The sequence below is a fragment of the Stutzerimonas stutzeri genome, assembly GCF_018138085.1.
Classification (GTDB): domain Bacteria; phylum Pseudomonadota; class Gammaproteobacteria; order Pseudomonadales; family Pseudomonadaceae; genus Stutzerimonas; species Stutzerimonas stutzeri_AI.
In genome coordinates this window covers 2,453,177-2,473,967 of the sequence record NZ_CP073105.1, presented here as the reverse complement: position 1 = coordinate 2,473,967, position 20,791 = coordinate 2,453,177, and the positions used below count along the sequence as shown (strand labels likewise).

Here is a 20,791-nt window from a genome sequence, read left to right as displayed (position 1 = left end):
GTTTTTTACATCGGCATCCGCTCGCGCGGATGCCGTCGGGTCAGGCGCGCTGCAGCTTTTCCACCGAGCTTTTGCGCCCGCGCAGTGCGCTGAACAGATGCCAGAGCACCGACAGCAGGGCCAGCGCCAAGAAGCACGCCGAGATCGGGTTCGTGAGAAAGCCCATGAAGTGGCCGTCGGACAGCATCAGGCCGCGCCGCAGGTTGGTTTCGGCCATCGGCCCGAGAATGAAACCGATGATGAACGGCGCTGCAGGCATGCCGCCTTTGACGAAGCCATAGCCAATCAGGCCGAACAAGAGAATGGTCCAGACGTCGAACACCCGACTGCTCAGACCGAACGCACCCACCACGCACAGCACCAGGATGATCGGCAGCAGGATGTGCTTGGGCACTGCCAGCAGCTTGATGAAGATGCGCAGGCCGTAGAACTCCAGCACCAGCATCATCACCGACGCGAGGATCAGCGCCGCGAAGATGGTGTACACCAGCGGGCCCTGGCTGATAAACAGCAGTGGGCCGGGCTGGATGCCGTGGATCATGAAGCCACCGAGCAGGATGGCGGTCACGGTGTCGCCCGGAATGCCGAGCGTCATCAGCGGGATCATGGCGCTACCGATGCCGGCGTTGTTCGCCGTCTCGCTGGCGACCACGCCCTCGACCGCGCCTTTGCCGAATTGCTCGGGATGCTTGGAGCGTTTCTTGGCGATGATGTAGGAGACGATGTTCGAGGTGCCGGCGCCGATGCCCGGCAAAATGCCGATTCCGATGCCGATCAGCGAGGAGCGAAACGCATTGGGAATCTGCCCGAAGAACTCCTTCATGGAAAAGCCGAAGCCCTTCACGCCCTTCATGCTGACCGTGGCGATCTTGCTCTTGTGCATCGAGCGACCGGTTTCGGCGATCTTCATCACTTCGGCCACGGCAAACATGCCGATCATCACCGTCAACATCGCGAAACCGCCGTTGAGGTTAGGCGAGTCGAACGTGAAGCGGCGGATGGCATCAACGGGTGCGATACCCACGGTGGAAAACGCGAAGCCCAGGGTGCCGGCATAGATGCCCTTGAGCAGCGAACCAGTGGACAGCGTGGCGATCAGCGTCAGCGAGAAGATCGCGATGGAGAAGTATTCATGCGGCCCGAAGCGCAAGGCCACCTTGGCCAGCGAAGGCGCGATGGACATCAGCGCGACAATGCTGAACACAGTGCCAATGAAGGAAAACACGACACCGACGCCCAGTGCCTTCAGGCCTTCGCCTTTCTCCATCATCGGCCCGCCGTCGAACGTCGTGGCGATGGAGGCGGGCGTGCCGGGGATCTTGAGCAGAATGGCCGAAATCAGGCCGCCGGACGTCGCGCCGATGAACAGTGCGACCAACAGCGACAAGCCTGCGGCGGGCCCCATGGTGTAGGTCAGCGGCAAACACAAGGCAATGGCCATGGTAGCCGACAGCCCGGGGACGGCACCGAAGACGATGCCGACGGCGACGCCAAGGGTGATCAGGATGAAGATATACGGGGAGAAAACCGCGCCGAAACCGGCCTGCAGAAGCTCGAACATGGCCGTCTCCTAGAATTTCAGAAAGCCGGTCGGGAGCATCAGATCGAAGCCCTGCCGGAAGGTGAAAAAGATCAACGCGGACGTCACGACTGCGATGACGATATAGGCGATGTGGTTGATCTTCTGTTCGCGCGGTGTGATCACGATGAACTGCGCATAGAGATAAAGCACCGTCATGATCGGGAAGCCGACCTTTTGCAGCAGGGCGACATAAACGGCGATCAACCCGAGTGTCTTGAACACCGTGGGGTAGTCAGGTGGCGTTCCGGCAGAGGGGTCGGCATCCGCATCGGGATCGACCGGAGGGTGCGTCGCCCGGGTTGCGGTCACCAGTTGCAACACGCCCAACAGGCAGAGCCCGACGGACAGGACATAAGGAACAGTGGACGCGTCGATGAAACCTTTGCGCGGAAGATTGATGGTCAGGAACAGGTAGAACAGGCCGGCGCCCAGCATCAGGGCCCCGACCAGTAACTCCTTTCTCTTGTAGGTATCCATGGGACAGCTCTCGATTCAGAGGAAAGGCTGCCGGACGCAGTGACTACGTCCGGCATCGTGTTGCGGTGACTTATTTACCCTGACGCAGCTGATCCTTGTACTGCATGAAGTCTTCACGGGTGTTCTTCAGGCGGTCGATGGACGCATCGGTACCGAAGTAGCTGACCGGCTGCTTGAAGGTCTTGCGCAGCTCCTCTTCATATTCTGGCATCTCGGTGATCTGCTTCACGATGCCGGCCATCTTCTCGATGATGGCCGGATCGGTGCCGTCCGGGAACGCAACGACGTAAGGCTTCTCCATAACGAAGTCGACACCTTGTTCCTTGAAGGTCGGCACGTCGCCCAGTAGCGGGTTGCGCTCGTCGTTGGGCTGGCCCAGGGCGACCATCTCACCGCTCTGCACGTAGTCCTGTACCGAGCCGTAGCTGATTGCGGCCAGGTCGATACGGTTGCCCAGCAGGGCGACAACCTTCTCCGATACCGTGCCGGCGTCGACCATCTTCAGCTTGGTGTCGGTCAGGCCCTCGAACATCAGGCCCTGCAGGTGAGAGTAGCTGCCCATCTCGGTGCCGTAGGTGACGCTGCTCGGCTCGGCCTTGGATTTGGAGATCAGGTCTTCCAGCGATTTCAGGCCCGAACTCTTCGACGCGACGAATACGGTGCCCTTGTCGACGCCGGCGATGCAGCAGATGTCGAACGCATCGAGGCTGTCTTCGGTCAGGCCGGCGACTTCGTTGACGATCAACTGGCCGGTGTGGGTGAAGAGGATGGTGTTGCCGTCCGGGTCGGCTTGCTTGACCTGCTCGGCGGCCAGGGTGCCACCGCCGCCGGCGACGTTGGTGATAACCATCGCTTCGCCGGTGATCTTGGTGAAGTGCTTGGCCATGGTGCGGGCATTGAAGTCGGTATCGCCGCCGGCGTTGGCAATGACCACGACCTGGACAGGGCGAGTCGGCCATTCGGTTTCGGCGGCATAGGCACCGCTGACCGCGGTTGCCAGCAGGGCGGAAACGAGGGAGGCGCTGATAGCTTTTTTCATTGTTGGGTCTCTCCGTGGTTGGGTTGCGGCGCTTCGTTTGTATCTTTTCTGGTTATTGACGTCCCAGGCTTGGCTGCTTGGGATCGTATTTCCAGCCAGGCACCAGGTACTGCATGGCCATGGCGTCGTCTCGGGCACCGGTGGCGACCTTGTTGTAGAGCTCGTGCGCCGCAGCGATTCGATCCATGTCCGGTTCAATACCGAGCCCCGGCTTGTCTGGCACCTGGACCGCGCCGCCGACGATCTGCAGCGGTTCGCGGGTCAGGCGCTCCTGGCCTTCTTGCCAGATCCAGTGGGTGTCGATGGCAGTGATGTTGCCCGACGCTGCGGCCGCGGCATGGGTGAACATGGCCAGCGAGACGTCGAAGTGGTTGTTGGAATGCGAGCCCCACGTCAGGCCGAACTGCTCGCACATCTGCGCCAGCCGCACCGAGCCTTGCATCGTCCAGAAATGCGGGTCGGCCAGGGGAATGTCGACAGCTTCCAGACGCAGGGAATGACCCATCTGCCGCCAGTCGGTGGCGACCATGTTGGTGGCGGTAGGGATGCCGGTGGCGCGCTTGAACTCGGCCATGATCTCGCGTCCCGAGTAGCCGTTTTCCGGACCGCACGGATCTTCGGCGTAGGACAGGATATGGCCCTGGCCTTTGCACAGCTCGATGGCTTGCGCCAATGACCAGGCGCCGTTGGGGTCCAGCGTGACGCGTGAATCCGGGAAGCGCGCCTTGATGCCGGCGATGGCTTGCATCTCTTCGCTGCCACGCATCACGCCGCCCTTGAGCTTGAAGTCCTTGAAGCCGTAGCGCGCCGTGGCAGCCTCGGCAAGCCGGACGATGGCGGCCGGGGTGACCGCTTCCTGATGGCGAAGGTGGTACCAGTCGTCGGCCGAGCCGGTGCCGGCGAGATAGGGCAGGTCGGTGCGGGTGCGATCGCCTATATAGAAGAGATACGCCAGCATCGGCACGCTGTCGCGTTGCTGGCCACTACCGAGCAATTCTGCGACAGGCACGTCCAGATGCTGGCCGAGCAGGTCGAGGAGGGCGGCTTCGACCGCAGTAATGACGTTATCCAGCCGCAGGTTGATCTCGTGCGGCTGTTTGAGTACCGCGGCTTCCGCCTCGGAGGTCACCTCGTGCTGGGTGGCCTGCGGCCCTTTCGCCGAGCCGCCTGCAATAGCCTGGCGCAGGGTGTTGAGCACGCGATTGTAGCGGCCGATCTGCTGTCCGACGACGAGCCCCTTGGTGCGCTCCAGCGCTTGACGGATGCCTTCGCCGCCGGGGACTTCGCCGATCCCCTTGCGCCCGGCGCTGTCTTCGAGCAGCACCAGGTTGCGGGTGAAATAGGGCGCGTGCGCACCGCAGAGGTTCAGCAGCATGCTGTCATAGCCCGCCACGGGAATGACCTGCATCCGGGTCACGATAGGGGTGTTGGCCTTGAGATCTGACATCGAGTCGCGGGCTCCTGATTGTTCTTGTGAGCGCAATGAGTGGGAAGGGCGGGTGGCGCTATCAGCCAAGCCCTCGCATACAGCTATCTAAATGTGGAAGATTGGCGGTCGGCGTGCTTGCCAGGCTGTAAGGGGTAGCGGAAAGACTTGCCAGCGGAGGCAAGGCGGTGGAGATGTGGGCAACAGGCCTGGGCGCTGCAGAGAAGAATGGCGCGGAATGAGGCATGGCTTTTTAAGCTCTGTTTGTTTTGTCATACGTTGTCGTATGACTTGGCTTGATTTTTATCAGCGCCGATGGTGGTTGTCAAACGACGGCAACATTAAAATCGTTCTGTGTGACTGCTCGGTCGAGCTGAGGTTTCGCCTTCTTCGGGGAGCCACTGGCTTTTTCCCCTCTTTCGGGTACAGGCCGAGTTCCGCATCATCATGAGACTCGCGCGGGGAAGAGTCCCCAATGGTCCACCGAGGATCTGTGTGGGTAGGCCTTATTTCCGGCGAGTGTAGCGAAAAGTGCGCCAGCTGGTCGGCCGTGTCTATTCGCGGTCAAGACCGCTCCCACAGATCAGGCATGCGTGGGAGCGGTCTCGGCCTTGAATGGGGCCGGCAAATATCCATACAAAAGCAGTAGCAACTTCCGAGGTTGTACGATAACGTATCTCAAGGCTGCGGCCCCTTCCTCAATACCGATAGCTTCACAGGATGCTCAAACAATGAACCCACAAGAACTGAAGGCCATCCTCTCTTCTGGTCTGCTCTCCTTTCCCGTCACCGATTTCGACCAGCAGGGCGACTTCAGCCGTGCTGGCTACATCAAGCGTCTGGAGTGGCTGGCACCTTATGGCGCGACTGCCTTGTTCGCGGCTGGCGGTACCGGCGAGTTCTTCTCGCTGACCCCGCAGGAATATCCGGACATCATCAAGACCGCCGTTGACACTTGCGCTGGCCAGGTGCCGATTCTCGCCGGTGTCGGCGGCCCGACTCGTCAGGCCATCGCCTACGCCCAGGAAGCCGAGCGCCTCGGTGCCAAAGGCCTGCTGCTGCTGCCGCATTACCTGACCGAAGCGAGCCAGGAAGGTGTCGCACGGCACGTCGAGGAAGTGTGCAAGTCGGTCAACATCGGCGTCGTGGTTTACAACCGCAACGTATGCCGCCTGACCGCGCCGCTGCTCGAGCAACTGGCCGAGCGCTGCCCGAACCTGATCGGCTACAAGGATGGCCTCGGCGACATCGAGCTGATGGTCTCCATCCGTCGCCGTCTGGGCGAGCGCCTGACCTATCTCGGCGGCCTGCCCACTGCAGAAGTGTATGCCGCCGCCTACAAGGCGCTCGGCGTACCGGTCTACTCCTCGGCCGTCTTCAACTTCGTACCCAAGCTGGCCATGGATTTCTACTCCGCCATCTCGCGTAACGATGACGAAACCGTCGGCAAGCTGATCGACGATTTCTTCCTGCCGTACCTCGATATCCGCAACCGTTGCAAGGGCTATGCGGTCAGCATCGTCAAGGCCGGCGCGAAGATTGCCGGTTACGATGCCGGCCCCGTTCGCGCACCGCTGACCGACCTGCGCCCGGACGAGTACGAAGCACTCGCCGCGCTGATCGAGAAGCAGGGCGCACAGTAACGGCACGCTAGACCTATCACTCGCCCCAACCGTCGCTACGAGTGCCCTCATACATGGGCACTGCGGCGGACCTCACGAAGGAGAGCGTTACGTGGCAGACGCAAAGCGTTATGACAACTACATCGATGGCCAATGGGTAGCTGGCAAGCACTACCAGGCCAACATCAACCCGTCCGACCTGTCGGACGTCATCGGCGAATACGCCCAGGCGGATGCTTCGCAGGTCGAAGCCGCCATCGCTGCAGCCCGCAAGGCCTTCCCGACCTGGTCGACTGGCGGCATCCAGGCCCGTGCCGATGCCCTGGAAAAAGTAGGTCTGGAAATCCTCGCGCGTCGCGAAGAGCTGGGTAACCTGCTGGCCCGTGAAGAGGGCAAGACCCTGCCGGAAGCCATCGGTGAAGTCTCCCGTGCCGGCAATATCTTCAAGTACTTCGCCGGCGAATGCCTGCGTCAGGCCGGCGAAACGCTGCAGTCGGTCCGTCCGGGCGTCAGCGTCGAAGTAACCCGCGAGCCTTTGGGCGTGATCGGTCTGATCACTCCATGGAACTTCCCGATCGCCATTCCCGCGTGGAAGATCGCGCCGGCGCTGGCGTACGGCAACTGCGTGGTCATCAAACCGGCCGATCTGGTGCCCGGTTGCGCCTGGGCCATCGCTGAAATCATCTCGCGTGCCGGCTTCCCGGACGGCGTGTTCAACCTGGTGATGGGCAAGGGCCGCGAAGTCGGCGAAGCCATCGTCAACGACAAGCGCGTCGATGGCGTCAGCTTCACCGGTTCGGTGGGCGTCGGTCGCGGCATCGCGGCGACCTGCGTCGGTCGTCAGGCCAAGGTCCAGCTGGAGATGGGCGGCAAGAATCCGCAAATCATTCTGGACGATGCCGATCTCAATACCGCCGTCGAGCTGGCCACGCAAAGCGCGTTCTATTCGACCGGCCAACGTTGCACCGCCTCCAGTCGCATCATCGTCACCGAAGGTATCTACGACCGTTTCGTCGAAGCCATGATCGAGCGCATCAAGAAGATCAAGGTCGGTTCGGCACTGGAGCAGGGCGTGGATGTCGGCCCGGTAGTGTCTCAGGCCCAGCTGGACCAGGATCTGAAATACATCGAGATCGGCAAGCAAGAGGGCGCACGCCTGGCTTGCGGTGGCGAGCGCGTGACCTGCGGTACCGAGGGTTACTACCTGGCGCCGACCTTGTTCGTCGACAGCACCGCGGACATGCGCATCAGCCGTGAAGAGATCTTTGGCCCTGTGGCCAACGTGGTGAAGGTCAAGGACTACGACGCAGCGCTGGCCATGGCCAACGACACCGAGTTCGGCCTGTCGGCGGGTATCTGCACCACCTCGCTGAAGTATGCCAATCACTTCAAGCGTCATTCCCAGGCGGGGATGGTGATGGTCAACCTGCCGACCGCGGGTGTGGACTACCACGTGCCGTTCGGCGGTCGCAAAGGTTCGTCCTATGGCCCGCGCGAGCAAGGCCGTTATGCGCAGGAGTTCTACACCACGGTGAAGACCACCTATATCGGCTGATCAACCGTGCCGCTCCACGCGGCGCAGCCTGTCCGAGTCGCCGCGCGTCTCGGGCAGGGTCGCGCCCATGGCAGATAGATCGTTGTACCCGCAGCGCGGACCATAAGAACAAAAGAGAGAAGCATATGAACAATTCTGTGAATCAAGGTGCTCCGGTCATCACCGAACTTCGGGTGGTCCCGGTCGCAGGTCAAGACAGCATGCTGCTCAACCTGAGCGGCGCCCATGGTCCGTACTTCACCCGCAACATCCTCATTCTCAAGGACAGCGCCGGTAACACCGGTGTCGGCGAAGTCCCCGGCGGCGAGGCGATCCGCAAGACGCTGGACGATGCTCGCGCCATTCTGATCGGCCAATCGGTCGGTAATTTCAACGGTCTGCTGAACCAGGCGCGCAAGGCATTCGCCGACCGCGACGTCGGTGGCCGCGGCTTGCAGACGTTCGATCTGCGTATCGCCATTCACGCCATCACTGCCATCGAGTCGGCATTACTCGATCTGCTCGGCCAGCACCTAGGCGTGCCGGTTGCCGCATTGCTCGGTGACGGACAGCAGCGCGACGAAGTCGAGATGCTCGGTTATCTGTTCTTCATCGCCGATCGCAACAAGACTGACCTCGGCTATCGCGACGAATCGAACGCCAGCGATAACTGGTTCCGCGTGCGCAACGAAGAAGCGCTGACGCCCGAGACGGTCGTGCGCCAGGCCGAGGCGGCCTACGAGCGCTACGGTTTCAAGGATTTCAAACTCAAGGGCGGCGTGCTGCCGGGCCGCGAAGAGGTCAAGGCGATTCGAGCACTGGCCGAGCGTTTTCCCGATGCGCGCATCACCCTGGACCCCAACGGCGCCTGGTCGCTGGCTGAAGCCATCGATCTGTGCAAGGACCTGCACGGCGTGCTGGCGTATGCCGAAGACCCTTGCGGTGCCGAGAACGGCTACTCGGGTCGCGAAGTGATGGCCGAGTTCCGCCGTGCCACCGGCCTGCCGACCGCGACCAACATGATCGCGACTGACTGGCGGCAGATGGGCCATACCATCCAGCTGAATTCGGTCGACATCCCGCTGGCCGACCCGCACTTCTGGACCATGAGCGGTTCGGTGCGGGTGGCGCAGATGTGCAACGACTGGGGGCTGACCTGGGGCTCGCACTCGAACAACCACTTCGACATTTCACTGGCGATGTTCACCCATGTGGCGGCTGCTGCACCGGGCAAGATCACTGCGATCGACACCCACTGGATCTGGCAGGACGGCCAATACCTGACCCGCGAGCCGCTGCAGATCGTTGGCGGTAAAGTGGCTGTTCCGGCGAAGGCGGGTCTGGGGATCGAACTGGACGAAGATGCCTTGCAGAAAGCCCACGAGCTGTACCTGGAAAAAGGCCTGGGCGCGCGCGACGACGCCATCGCCATGCAGTACCTGATCCCCGAGTGGACCTTCAACAACAAGCAGCCGTGCATGGTGCGTTGATGGTGTAAACAGCTCGCGGTCAAGACCGCTCCTACATGCACCACACACCGTGGGAGCGGTCTCGACCGCGAAGGGCTTCGAGGCAAGTACGTCATTCGAACGGGATTCCACCGAGGCAGCATGACAACACTTGTACACCGAAAAGCTCGCGGTCAAGACCGCTCCTACAATGCGCCACACAACCGTGGGAGCGGTCTCGACCGCGAAGGGCTTCGGGGCAAGTAGGTCATTCGAGCGAGGTCACCGAGGCACATGACAACATCCGTACACCGAAAAGCTCGCGGTCAAGACTGCTCCTACAATGCGCCACACAGCCGTGGGAGCGGTCTTGACCGCGAAGCTTTCGAACCGAACACAGGCTGCGGAACCGGTCATGACCGTGATAGCTCGAGAAGCGACCGTTAATCCAAACCAGACAACGACAAACCGGCCAGACCGGAGACCGATATGAACGACACCGTGGAATTGATTCAGCATCAAGATTCGCCGCGTTACATCCGCCTGAACGAGGCGGACAACGTGGCTGTGGTGGTCAACGATGGTGGTGTGCCGACCGGTGCCCGGTTCGAGGATGGCCTGGTCACGGTCGAAAGCGTGCCCCAGAGCCATAAGGTGGCGCTGGTGGAGATCCCGGAAGGCGAGCCCGTGCGCCGCTATGGCCAGATCATCGGCTACGCACTCGAGCCGCTGCGTCGCGGTTCATGGGTCAAGGAAACCCAGCTGAAGATGCCCAGCGCGCCGCCGCTCGATAGCCTGCCGCGTGCCAACGCCGTACCGGACAAGCTCGCGCCGCTGGAGGGCTTCACCTTCGAGGGCTATCGCAATGCCGACGGCACGGTGGGCACGCGCAATATCCTCGGCATCAGCACCACCGTGCAGTGCGTGACCGGCGTGCTGGAGCATGCGGTCAAACGCATCCGCGACGAGCTGCTGCCCAAGTACCCCAACGTCGATGACGTGGTGGCGCTGACCCATAGCTACGGCTGCGGCGTGGCGATCAATGCGCGCGACGCCTACATCCCGATCCGTACCGTGCGCAACCTGGCGCGCAATCCCAATCTCGGTGGCGAGGCGTTGGTCATAAGTCTCGGCTGCGAGAAGCTCCAGGCCGAGCAGGTGATGCACGAGGGCGATCCTTCGGTGGATCTGCGCGACCCCTGGCTCTATCGCCTGCAGGAATCGAACACGGGCTTTGGCGAGATGATCGAGCAGATCATGGCCCTGGCCGAAACGCGGCTGAAGAAGCTCGACCAGCGCCGCCGCGAGACGGTACCAGCGTCCGAATTGGTGCTCGGCATGCAGTGCGGTGGCAGCGATGCCTTCTCGGGCATCACCGCCAACCCGGCATTGGGCTACGCCTCGGACTTGCTGGTTCGCGCCGGCGCCACTGTGATGTTCTCCGAGAACACCGAAGTGCGTGACGCGGTGTATATGCTCACCGCTCGCGCCGAGTCGACTGAAGTCGCCGACGCGCTGATCGCCGAGATGGACTGGTACGATCAGTACCTGGAGCGCGGCGCCGCCGACCGCAGCGCCAACACCACACCTGGTAACAAGAAGGGTGGGCTATCCAATATCGTCGAGAAGTCGTTGGGTTCGATCGTCAAATCCGGCAGCGGCGCCATCAATGGCGTGGTCGGGCCGGGCGAGCGGGTCGATCGAAAGGGGCTGATTTTCTGTGCGACGCCGGCCAGCGACTTCGTTTGCGGCACGCTGCAGCTGGCAGCCGGGATGAACCTGCACGTGTTCACCACCGGGCGCGGCACGCCATACGGCCTGGCCATGGCGCCAGTGGTCAAGGTGGCGACCCGTACCGAGTTGGCGGAGCGCTGGCCGGATCTGATCGACATCGACGCCGGGCGCATCGCTACCGGCCGCGCGACCCTCGAGGAGCTGGGCTGGGAGCTGTTCCACTATTACCTGGATGTCGCCAGCGGTCGTAAAAAGACCTGGGCCGAGCGGCACCGTTTGCACAATGACATCGTGCTGTTCAACCCGGCGCCGATCACCTGATACGGGACATGTCGGTTGCGCTGTTCGTCGCTGGTCGCAGGCAGAGCCTGCTCCTACAAAAGCACCGATGGATGCCTGTAGGAGTGGGCTTTGCCCGCGATCCTGGCTCCGGTCGCAGGCAGAGCCAGCTCCTACAAAAGCACCGATGGATGCTTGTAGGAGTGGGCTCTGCCCGCGACCCCGGCTCCGGCCGCAGGCAGAGCCAGCTCCTAAAAAAGCGCCGATGGATGCCTGTAGGAGTGGGCTTTGCCCGCGACCTTGGGTTCGGTTTGCGGCGTGAAGGAAGGTGAACTCGTTGAACGGCATGCCAAGAACACCCGCCAGTTTTTTCCAGACGGAGTTGCCATGAACGCCCACACCTTGCGGCATGCTCTCGAAGCCATAGTCGGGCCTGCCGGAATCGTCTGCGACCCAGAGCGGATGGCCAGCTACCTCAGCGACTGGCGCAACGCTTACCGTGGCAAGGCAGCGCTGGTCGTGCGGCCGGCGACAACCGGAGAAGTGGCTGCCGTGGTGCACCTGTGCCACGAGCAGCGCATCGCCGTGGTGCCGCAGGGCGGCAATACGGGCCTGTGCGGCGGTTCGATCCCCGACGACAGCGGTACTCAGGTGGTGCTTTCGCTGACCCGCATGAACCGCATCCGCGAAATCGACACAGCTAACGAAACCATCACCGTAGAAGCAGGTGTCGTTCTGCAGGCGCTGCAGAATGCCGCGGCAGGCGCCGGACGCCTGTTTCCGCTGTCGCTGGGTGCCGAGGGCAGCTGCACCGTGGGAGGCAACCTCGCCACCAATGCGGGCGGCACCGCGGTGTTGCGCTACGGCAACATGCGCGACCTCACTCTTGGCCTGGAAGTGGTGCTGCCGGACGGGCAAATCTGGAACGGCCTGCGCGGGTTGCGCAAGGACAATACCGGCTACGACCTCAAACAGCTTTTCATTGGCTCGGAAGGGACGCTCGGGATCATCACCGCGGCGGTGCTCAAACTCTACCCGGCGGTGCGCAGCACGACGACCGCCTGGGTGGCCTTGCCCAGCGCCCAGGCCGCGGTTGAGCTGATCGGCATCATTCGCGGGCTCTGTGGCGACCGCCTGACCGGCTTCGAGCTGATGTCGCGGCAAAGTGTCGAGTTCGTGCTGAGCCATGTCGCGGGGTGCAGCGATCCGTTCGCCGAGCCACACCCTTGGTACGTATTGATCGAACTCAGCGATACCCAGCCGGATGCGCCGCTCAACCAGGTGTTGGAAGTGGGCATCGCCGAGGCGCTGGAGCGGGAACTGGCGATCGATGCCGTGCTGGCCCAGAGTGAAGCCCAGGTGGCAGCGTTGTGGGCCATGCGCGAAGGTATTTCCGAGGCGCAAAACCATGAGGGCCCAAGCCTCAAGCACGACATCAGTGTGCCGGTGAGCTCGATTCCGGCATTCATCGAAGCCGTCAATCAGCGGCTGCTTGAGCAGTTTCCCGGCGTGCGCATCGTCGCTTACGGCCATGTCGGCGACGGCAACCTGCACTACAACGTCAGCAAACCGATCGGGTCCGAAGATGCCGCCTTCAAGGCGCAACAGGAGGCGATCATGCGCGTGATCTATGACGTCACCATGGACCTGCACGGCAGCATCAGCGCCGAGCATGGGCTTGGCCAGGCCAAGCGTGCTGCGGCCAAGCACTACAAGAATCCGTTGGAACTCGAGCTGATGCACGTCCTGAAAGAAACATTCGATCCCAAGGGATTGATGAATCCCGACAAGGTGCTCTAACCGATTCGCTCATCCAATCGAGGAAATCCCGTGACCTGTATTCTCCAGCTCGGCCCCCTTACCGAACGCTTCAACCGTGGTCTGGCTGCGGAGCATGAGGTACTGCGCATCTGGGAGCAGGACGCCGAGATCCTGCTCGACCAACATGCGCAGCGCATCGAGATCGTGGTGACCTCTGCGCGTTTCGGCTGCACAGCGGAACTGATCGAGCGGCTGCCCAACCTCAGAGCGATCATCAGTTCCGGTGTCGGTTATGACTCCATTGCCGTTGCAGCGGCGCGGGCCCGAGGCATCCCGGTGAGCAATACGCCAGATGTGCTCAACGACTGCGTCGCGGACCTTGCTTTCGGATTGGTCATCGACTGCGCTCGGCAGATTTCGCGTGCCGACCGCTTCGTTCGCAATGGCGAGTGGCCCTCTGGCGGCATGCCGCTGTCGAGCAAGGTCTACGGCAAACGACTCGGCATCGTCGGTCTTGGCCGCATCGGTGAAGCGGTGGCCAAGCGCTCCAGAGGCTTCGACATGGCGGTGCGTTACCACAATCGCCGGCCGGTCCAGGGCAGCGCATACGGCTACGAATCCAGTCTGGTCGAACTGGCGCAGTGGAGCGATTTCCTGGTTCTGACCTGTCCTGGCGGGGAGAGCACCCGCAACCTGGTCAACCGGGAAGTGCTCGACGCACTTGGCTCGAAAGGCGTACTGATCAACGTCTCCCGCGGATCGGTGGTGGACGAGCCGGCACTGGTCGACGCGCTGCTCGACGGCTGCCTCGGCGGTGCCGGCCTCGATGTCTACGCCCAGGAGCCAAACGTGCCGCGCGCCTTGCTCGAACTGCCGAACGTCGTTCTGCTACCGCATATCGCCAGCGGCACGGAAGAAACCCGGCTGGCGATGGAAGAATTGCTGTTAGCCAATCTGCGCGCGTTCCTCGAACGTGGAGAGGTACTGACAGCGGTCTGAGCGTGCCCACCGGCACGCTGTGGACTGAAGGCGACAATCGTCGCCACAACGAGCGCTGGCCAGAAGCCCGAGTTCGGCATTTTTGAGCGACATCCCCCATGGCGCTACCACATCGCGAGCCACAAGCGCGTGGGTGTGGGGCGCCGCTTACACTCACATAAGCGAGCAATGATGACTCGCCAGAGGAAGCAGCTGCCATGTCTGATCGCCAACCGAATCTGAGCGAGATCGAACTGCAGCATGGTTCACTGCGGCTATCAGTTTGTCCGGCGCTGGGCGGGGCGATCACGCGCCTGAGCATCGAGGGTATCGACGTGCTGCGCCCATGGGACGGTTCCGACAGCGTCCGCCGTGCCGGTTGCTTCGTGTTGGCGCCGTTTTCCAATCGAGTCGGCGACGGCGCCTTCGGACACGAAGGCGAGCGCTACCCGCTGCGCCGATTGTCACCCGACCATCCGCTACCGATTCATGGCGTCGCCTGGAAAAGGGCCTGGACCGTGGCCGAACGGGGCTCGGACAGCCTGAGCCTCGTTGTCACGCATCAACCGGAGGGCGATGCGGTGCTCGACTGGCCGTTCGCCTTCGAGCTGGCGCATCGCATCCAGCTCAATGGCGAAGGCGTTGCGCTACATCTGACTCTGCGCAATACCGACACCCGCTCGATGCCCGCCGGCCTCGGTTGGCACCCATACTTCATGCGCCATGACGATTGCCAGGTGCAATTCGCGGCGCGCTCCGTTTGGCAAAACGACTCGCAAGGCCTGCCGTCACATCTGTCGCAGATTCCAGCGCAATGGGATTTCGCGATAGCCAGGCCGCTGCAGGAGCCAGCGTTGGATAACTGTTTCGTCGGCCGGACCGCTCCAGTGCTGATCCGCTGGCCAGGGCAGGGCGTCGAGCTGACCATGAACACCAGCGAGGCGCTGGATCATCTGGTGGTGTTCACGCCGCCTGCCGAACTGGGCTTCTTCGCGGTGGAACCGGTGTCCCACGCCAATAACGCCCTCGGCATGGACGATCCGGTCGCTAACGGAATGCAGGTGTTGTTGCCGGGTGAGGCGATGCAGGTCAGTTGCCAGATCCGGATCCAACGGACGGTTCGTACTAGCCCGTAGCCCCGCCGTCACCCTCAAGCGAAAGCCCAAGCGCTCCAGGTCGCCACGAGCGCCATAACGCTGAAATCATTTCGGCATATAAGCGCATCGATCGCGGCTGGATAAGGGATCATTCAACCCCATTCGCCAAAAAAAAGCCCGTCACAAGGACGGGCGAAAGTTTCCGCAACAGGAGCGAGGAGTGTTGCGTCCAGCGTGGTGGATGACGCTACAAAATGGAGATCGGGTAGTTGAAGATCAGGCGGTTCTCGTCGAACTCCGTGGCGCTGTAGTCACGACGGATGCTCGAGTTACGCCATTTGATATTCAGACTTTTCAGTACGCCGCTTTGAACGGTATATGCCAGTTCGGATTCGCGACCCCACTCCTTGCCGTCGTCGACGCCACCTGCTTCGATGTTGTCGCCGCTGATGTAGCGGTTCATCAACGTAAGTCCCGGTACGCCGACGCCGGCGAAGTTGAAGTCATGGCGAAGCTGCCAGGAGCGCTCGTTCGGGTTGTCGTAGCTCGAGTTGAAACTATCGTTCCCCAAGGTGCCGCCACTGGTGCCGTTTACACGCATCCAGCCGTTGTCGCCGCTGACCTTCTGCAGGCCAACATAGAAGGTGTTGGATCCCATCTGCAGCCCGAACAGGCCGGAAAAGGTCTTGTTGTCCAAATCGCCTGCCAGGGCGCTGCCTTCTTCTTTACCGGTGAAGTAACCGAGGTTGGCGGTCAGAGCGAGGTTGTCGCTCAGCGGCTGGGTGTGCAGCAGTTGGAAGTAGTTCTGCTGATAAATGTCTTCCAGACGGGCATGCCACAGGCCGACCTTGGTCTTGTCGGTGAAGGAATACTCACCACCCACGAAATTGAAGCGATCCGAACGGGCGCCGCCATACACCATGTCTTCCAGGCTAGCGTCATCACGGGTGCTGTTCTGGCGCATCTGGCCACCGTACAAGGCCAGGTTGCTGATCTCCTTGGACGTGATCATTCCGCCCTGGAAGGTCTGCGGTAGCGAGCGGCCGTCGTCCGAACGGAGAATCGGCAACACCACCATCCACTCACCGACGCGCAACTCGGTTTCGGAGAACTTCGCTTTGGCGGCAAGCGCTACACGGCCATAGTCATCGGCCGGATAACGGTCGTCACCACTGCCGCGGACTGGCAGCAGACCGGTGCCGTAGGTGCCGCCACCGCCGTCGAGCTTGACTGCCAGACCGGCCAGCACGTCGACACCAAAGCCAATCGGACCGGGGGTGTAACCGGACTGGATATTGAGAATGAAGCTCTGTGTCCATTCCTCGCCCTTGCCCTGGCCATTGTTGTAGTCGGGATCGACGAAGTTACGGTTGATGTAGAAGTTACGGGCGTTGAGGCTGATTTTGGTGCCTTCAACGAAGCCATCTGCGGCGTAAGCGACGGCAGGAATGCCAAGCGCCAACGACAGCGTGCCCGCGAATACAGCGGCAGATAGGGGGTTGCGTGGGGTCATTGTTGTTGTGCTCCCTTTTTTAGGTAATCCCACTCCGCGCGGCCGGTGGCCGAAAACGACAGTGGGGTTAGCGCGGCCGCTGGCAGGCGGTCGCGTGTCGCGACTCGAAATCTGTTATCAGTCGTCATACGACATTCGGGATTATGGCTAGCGGGCAACGCTTGTCAACGCAATTTGTAAAGAACTGTTAGCCGTCAGACTAATGTCTAAGTCTTCCGCACAGTGACGTCTTGGGGAACCAGGGCTGAGCGGGCTTGGCAACCGGACAACGAGACACCGTGCGAAGAGGTGTGACGACTATCGGTCAGAGCGCATCGCCCCACCAGCTGGGCAGCAGAGATCGGACCTGTGGCCGCGCGAAGCGATCGTCCAGCAGATGGACGATGCCCCGGTCGTCGGTGGTACGGATCACCCGGCCTGCGGCCTGCACCACCTTCTGCAAGCCGGGATAGAGGTAGGTGTAGTCGTAGCCGGTGCCAAACAGCTGATCCATCCGGGCTTTCATCTGCTCGTTGACCGAGTTGACCTGCGGCAGACCCAGCGTCGCGATGAAGGCGCCAATCAACCGATCGCCGGGTAGATCGATCCCCTCTGAAAAGGCGCCGCCCAACACGGCAAACCCGATGCCTCGGCTCTCGTCAGTGAAGCGCGCAAGGAAGTCGCTACGAGCCGCTTCGTGCATCCCGCGCGTCTGTTCCCAGAAGGGCAGTGCAGGGTACTTGCTCGCTAGCAGGGTGGTCACTTGCTGCAAATACTCGAAACTACTGAAGAACGCGAGGTAATTACCGGGGCGCTGCTGATACTGCTGCGCGAGCAGATCGACGATCGTCTGCAGCGAGGCCATGCGGTCCTGATAGCGAGTGGAGATATGTCGCGCCAGGCGAACCTCCAGTTGCTCGGCCCGGAAGGGTGATTCGACGTCGATCCAGACCTGATTGCGTGGCAGGCCCAGGGTGTCGGCGTAGAACTGCCTCGGGCTGAGCGTGGCAGAGAAAAGCACGCAGGATCGTGCTTCGAGCATACGGGGACCGAGAAAGGGGGCCGGCAGTACGTTGCGGATGCAGACCACTGAGCTTCGCCCAAGGGATGCGCGCTGCGGTAGCAGCGTGCAATCGAACAGCGAATGTGATCCGAACAGTTCCGCCAGACGGCAGAAGTGCATCGCGTCGAAATACGAATTCAGCAGTGCCGGGTCGACGCCTGCTGGCTGCTCCGCCAGGTGATCGGTGATGGCGCTGATGGCTTGCTGCAACGCACCGATCAGCTTGTGGGGCAGCTCCGGTTGAACCTGATAGGTGGCGGTCTGTGCGCTGTGCAGTTCACTCCAGCAACGCAAAATGCGCTCGATGTGCTTTTTTATGTTGTTTGGAGCTATCTTCCGTAAGCCTTTGAAACTCCTTAGATCAAGCTCGGCAGTGTACATGCTCCGCCCGCGTTCCAGCAGGTTGTGCGCTTCGTCTACCAGCACGCTCACTCGCCACTGATTGGCCAGCGTCAGACTGTAGAGCAGGGCGCTCAGGTCGAAGTAATAATTGTAGTCACCGACGACCACATCGACCCAGCGGGCAAGTTCCTGGCCGAGGTAATAAGGGCAGACCTCGTGCGCCAGCGCTACTTCGCGTAGCGCTGCCCGATCGAGTAGCGGGCGGGTGATCGCTTCTGCACGTGCAGCCGGCAGGCGGTCGTAGAAGCCACGGGCGAGCGGGCAGGACTCGCCGTGACAGGCCTTGTCCGGATGCTCGCAAGCCTTGTCCCGCGCGGTCAGCTCCAGCACCCGCAGCGGCATTGCGGGCATTGTCAGACCGGCCAGCGCATCCAACGCCAGTTGCCGCCCGGAGGTTTTCGCCGCGAGAAAGAACAGCTTGTCCATCTGCTGGCCGGGGAAGGCTTTCAGTTGCGGAAACAGCGTGGCGAGTGTCTTGCCGATGCCTGTCGGAGCCTGCGCCATGAGATGCGTACCGGTGCAAGCGGCCTTGTACACGGCTTCAGCCAGTTGCCGCTGGCCCCGTCGAAATTCACCGTAGGGGAACTTCAGCGTCGTGAGTGCCTGATCGCGTGCCTGCCGATGCGCCAGTTCCTGCTCGGCCCAGGCGATGAAACGCTGACATTGGGCTTCGAAGAACGCCTGCAATTCGACAGCGCTGAACGCTTCGGCCAGCACCGTTTCCTTCTGACTGCCCACATCGAAGTACACCAAGGCGACATTCAGCGACTCCAGCCCGCGTGATGCACACAGCAGAGCGCCGTAGATTTTCGCCTGGGCCCAGTGCAATTGACGGTGATTGGCGGGCTGCCGTGCAAGGTCGCCGCGGTGTGTCTTGATCTCTTCCAGCCGGTTCTGCGCGGGGTCGTATCCATCTGCACGGCCGCGGACCAGCAGATCCAGATAGGCACCTTCCAGCGTCACTTCACGCTCATAGCTTTCCGCTCGGCGGCCTGTCACGGTGGCATGTCCGGCCATGCCTTCCAGTGCCGTGGGGGAGGGCGTGAAGCGAAGATCCAGATCGCCCTCTTTGGCGGTGAACTCGCACAGGGCGCGAACTGCGACCCGATAGCTCAAGGCGCGCCCTCGGTCCATTGCACGTAGCAGACGGCGATGGGAATGTCGTGTTGCAGGGCGAAGTCTATCCAGCGCTTCTGGTTATCCTGCAGACGATCGCCGGGGCCCTTCACCTCGATCAGCCGGTAGCGCCGCTCGCCCGGCCAGAATTGAATCAGGTCGGGCAATCCGCTGCGGTGGTTCGGTACGTCCCTCAGGATGCGCTGGAAACACAGGCGCAGATGCTCGGCGGGAACGCAAGACAACGCGTCTTCGAGCAGTTGCTCGTTCAGCAACCCCCAGCTGACGAACTGCGATTGAATGCCGAACTTGTTGCGAAACACACGGCGGATGCAGTCGTGGTATTCATCGGTGCCCAGCTTGGCCAGGCATTCATCGAAAAGCCCGGCGCGACGGGCATGGAAGTCAGGACGAGCCAGGTCCGCCGGCGCCGCGTGAAACGGATGGAAAAACGCGCCCGGCAGCGGTGCGAAGATCGCATCCCAGCACAGCAGGCCGAGCAGCGAATTGATCAGCGTATTTTCCACGTAATAGACCGGTGCATCGTCGCCACTCAGGTGCTCGCGCACCGCGTGCTCGACGCTCATGCCATTGGGCCGGGGCAGCGTGAGGTCCATTCGCTCGGGCTGGATAGGGCTGGCGCGCCGCGCTGCGGGTCCGCCAAGTGCCCGTCTCAGGCGCGGCAGGATACGTTGCAGTTGCTGGGCTTCATGCTCGCTTTCAGGCTGCGCATCGGCTTTCAGCGCCAGCCCCAGCGCCGCCTCTGGCTGATCGCAACGCTCCAGCACGCGGATGGCCCGCTCGCGTGCGCCAGGATAGCGATTGCCGGCGTGCAGCCGCAGGGCCAGGGACAGGTCGCCCTCACGCTCGCATTGCCGGCCAAGGCTCAACAGCAGCTTGCCGCGGCGATGCTCCAGCCAGTCGTTGGCGTACGGTGTCGTGGGCACGTCGCGCAGCACGGCATCGACGGGCTCGCCCACTTCGAAACGCTCCCGGCAGCGATGCAGGTGCAGGTAGGCATCCACGTCAGCGCGCGTATGGAAGGCCCGTGACGCCGGCGAGAAGGCGACCTGCTCGTAGCGGAAGATGCCGAGATCGGCGAGAACGAACTCGGACCAATCCTGGTGAATGTTGCCGAAGAACATCAGCCGTAGCCGGTCGCAGAGATCGCTGATGGTGAGCCCGAACGCCAGATCATCCAGGGTTTCACACCAGTCCGAAAAGGGCTTGGCTTGGGGATGCTCGGCCTGCAAGGCCTGCAACAGATCACGCTTGCGCTGGCCGTTGTGCGCGGTGTGGCCGAGGGCACGAAGCAGTTCGTCCTTCTTCAGCAGATCGAACAACTGGGCGAGCTCCAGTATCGGGTTGGCCTCGATCCAGCCGTGCTCGACCAGGGATGCCGAGGCCTGTACCGGGCAACCGATTTCCACATAGCGCAACTTGCTGGCCCGGAACAGCGTGCCCTTGCGCATCACCATGCGAACCAGCAGCGCCTGCGAGGCTTGTGGGACCTGGTTGAAGCGGTCCAGAAAGGCACGCTCTCGATCATCCAGGAGGTCACCGTGACGCTCAGCGACCCAGGCCAGCACCTGCCGAAAGTTCTCGAGGTAGTAGAAGGGATTTTCCAGGGCCTGGCGCATCGAACGTCCGGTTCGGTTGTACAGGGGCACGCCGCCCCAAGGCTGGGTATTTATACAGTTATAGCCAGGTTTGGCAACGCCGGTACGATCAACGGCTTTGA

The 20,791-nt window shown here is 62.0% G+C and carries 14 protein-coding genes; 7 read left to right on the top strand and 7 right to left on the bottom strand.

Annotation, left to right across the window (positions count from 1 at the left end):
* Window positions 1–40 precede the first annotated feature (40 nt).
* The 4 genes from KCX70_RS11365 to KCX70_RS11350 form a co-directional block, all read right to left on the bottom strand.
* On the bottom strand, window positions 41–1,561 hold the full coding sequence (locus tag KCX70_RS11365) for a tripartite tricarboxylate transporter permease (protein WP_212620243.1): 1,521 nt from the start codon (window positions 1,559–1,561) through the stop codon (window positions 41–43).
* A gap of 9 nt (window positions 1,562–1,570) precedes the next feature.
* Window positions 1,571–2,059: a tripartite tricarboxylate transporter TctB family protein gene (locus KCX70_RS11360; RefSeq protein WP_102850600.1), complete on the bottom strand. Its 489-nt coding sequence runs from the start codon at window positions 2,057–2,059 to the stop codon at window positions 1,571–1,573.
* 70 nt (window positions 2,060–2,129) lie between these two features.
* Window positions 2,130–3,098: a tripartite tricarboxylate transporter substrate binding protein gene (locus tag KCX70_RS11355; protein ID WP_212620242.1), complete on the bottom strand. Its 969-nt coding sequence runs from the start codon at window positions 3,096–3,098 to the stop codon at window positions 2,130–2,132.
* Between the two features lie 52 nt (window positions 3,099–3,150).
* Window positions 3,151–4,545: an enolase C-terminal domain-like protein gene (locus KCX70_RS11350; RefSeq protein WP_212620241.1), complete on the bottom strand. Its 1,395-nt coding sequence runs from the start codon at window positions 4,543–4,545 to the stop codon at window positions 3,151–3,153.
* Between the two features lie 710 nt (window positions 4,546–5,255).
* On the opposite strand from KCX70_RS11350, the gene kdgD reads away from it, so the two are divergent.
* The 7 genes from kdgD to KCX70_RS11315 all read left to right on the top strand — a co-directional run bounded on the left by kdgD (window position 5,256) and on the right by KCX70_RS11315 (window position 15,016).
* Window positions 5,256–6,167, top strand: a complete 912-nt coding sequence (gene kdgD, locus KCX70_RS11345) for a 5-dehydro-4-deoxyglucarate dehydratase (RefSeq protein ID WP_212620240.1) — start codon at window positions 5,256–5,258, stop codon at window positions 6,165–6,167.
* 91 nt (window positions 6,168–6,258) lie between these two features.
* Window positions 6,259–7,701 (top strand): aldehyde dehydrogenase family protein, encoded by a 1,443-nt coding sequence (locus KCX70_RS11340; RefSeq protein ID WP_212620239.1) that lies wholly within the window; start codon window positions 6,259–6,261, stop codon window positions 7,699–7,701.
* 125 nt (window positions 7,702–7,826) lie between these two features.
* Window positions 7,827–9,170 carry a glucarate dehydratase gene (gene gudD / locus KCX70_RS11335; protein WP_212620238.1) on the top strand — a complete coding sequence of 448 codons (1,344 nt, stop codon included), beginning with the start codon at window positions 7,827–7,829 and terminating at the stop codon, window positions 9,168–9,170.
* A gap of 459 nt (window positions 9,171–9,629) precedes the next feature.
* Window positions 9,630–11,183, top strand: a complete 1,554-nt coding sequence (gene garD / locus KCX70_RS11330; RefSeq protein WP_212620328.1) for a galactarate dehydratase — start codon at window positions 9,630–9,632, stop codon at window positions 11,181–11,183.
* Between the two features lie 345 nt (window positions 11,184–11,528).
* Window positions 11,529–12,941 carry an FAD-binding oxidoreductase gene (locus tag KCX70_RS11325; protein WP_212620237.1) on the top strand — a complete coding sequence of 471 codons (1,413 nt, stop codon included), beginning with the start codon at window positions 11,529–11,531 and terminating at the stop codon, window positions 12,939–12,941.
* Between the two features lie 30 nt (window positions 12,942–12,971).
* Window positions 12,972–13,901 (top strand): 2-hydroxyacid dehydrogenase, encoded by a 930-nt coding sequence (locus tag KCX70_RS11320; RefSeq protein ID WP_212620236.1) that lies wholly within the window; start codon window positions 12,972–12,974, stop codon window positions 13,899–13,901.
* Between the two features lie 197 nt (window positions 13,902–14,098).
* Window positions 14,099–15,016, top strand: coding sequence for an aldose 1-epimerase (locus KCX70_RS11315; RefSeq protein WP_212620235.1), 918 nt, complete (start codon window positions 14,099–14,101; stop codon window positions 15,014–15,016).
* 208 nt (window positions 15,017–15,224) lie between these two features.
* On the opposite strand, the gene KCX70_RS11310 is transcribed toward KCX70_RS11315, so the two are convergent.
* From KCX70_RS11310 to KCX70_RS11300, 3 genes are all read right to left on the bottom strand, one after another.
* A complete protein-coding gene (locus KCX70_RS11310; protein WP_212620234.1) occupies window positions 15,225–16,490 on the bottom strand; it encodes an OprD family porin in 1,266 nt (421 codons plus the stop codon).
* Between the two features lie 304 nt (window positions 16,491–16,794).
* Entirely contained in the window at window positions 16,795–19,050 is a 2,256-nt protein-coding gene (locus KCX70_RS11305) for an ATP-dependent DNA helicase (RefSeq protein ID WP_212620233.1), read from the bottom strand.
* Window positions 19,047–20,690, bottom strand: a complete 1,644-nt coding sequence (locus KCX70_RS11300) for a VRR-NUC domain-containing protein (protein WP_212620232.1) — start codon at window positions 20,688–20,690, stop codon at window positions 19,047–19,049. The genes KCX70_RS11305 and KCX70_RS11300 overlap by 4 nt, the downstream gene beginning before the upstream one ends.
* Window positions 20,691–20,791: the final 101 nt, after the last annotated feature.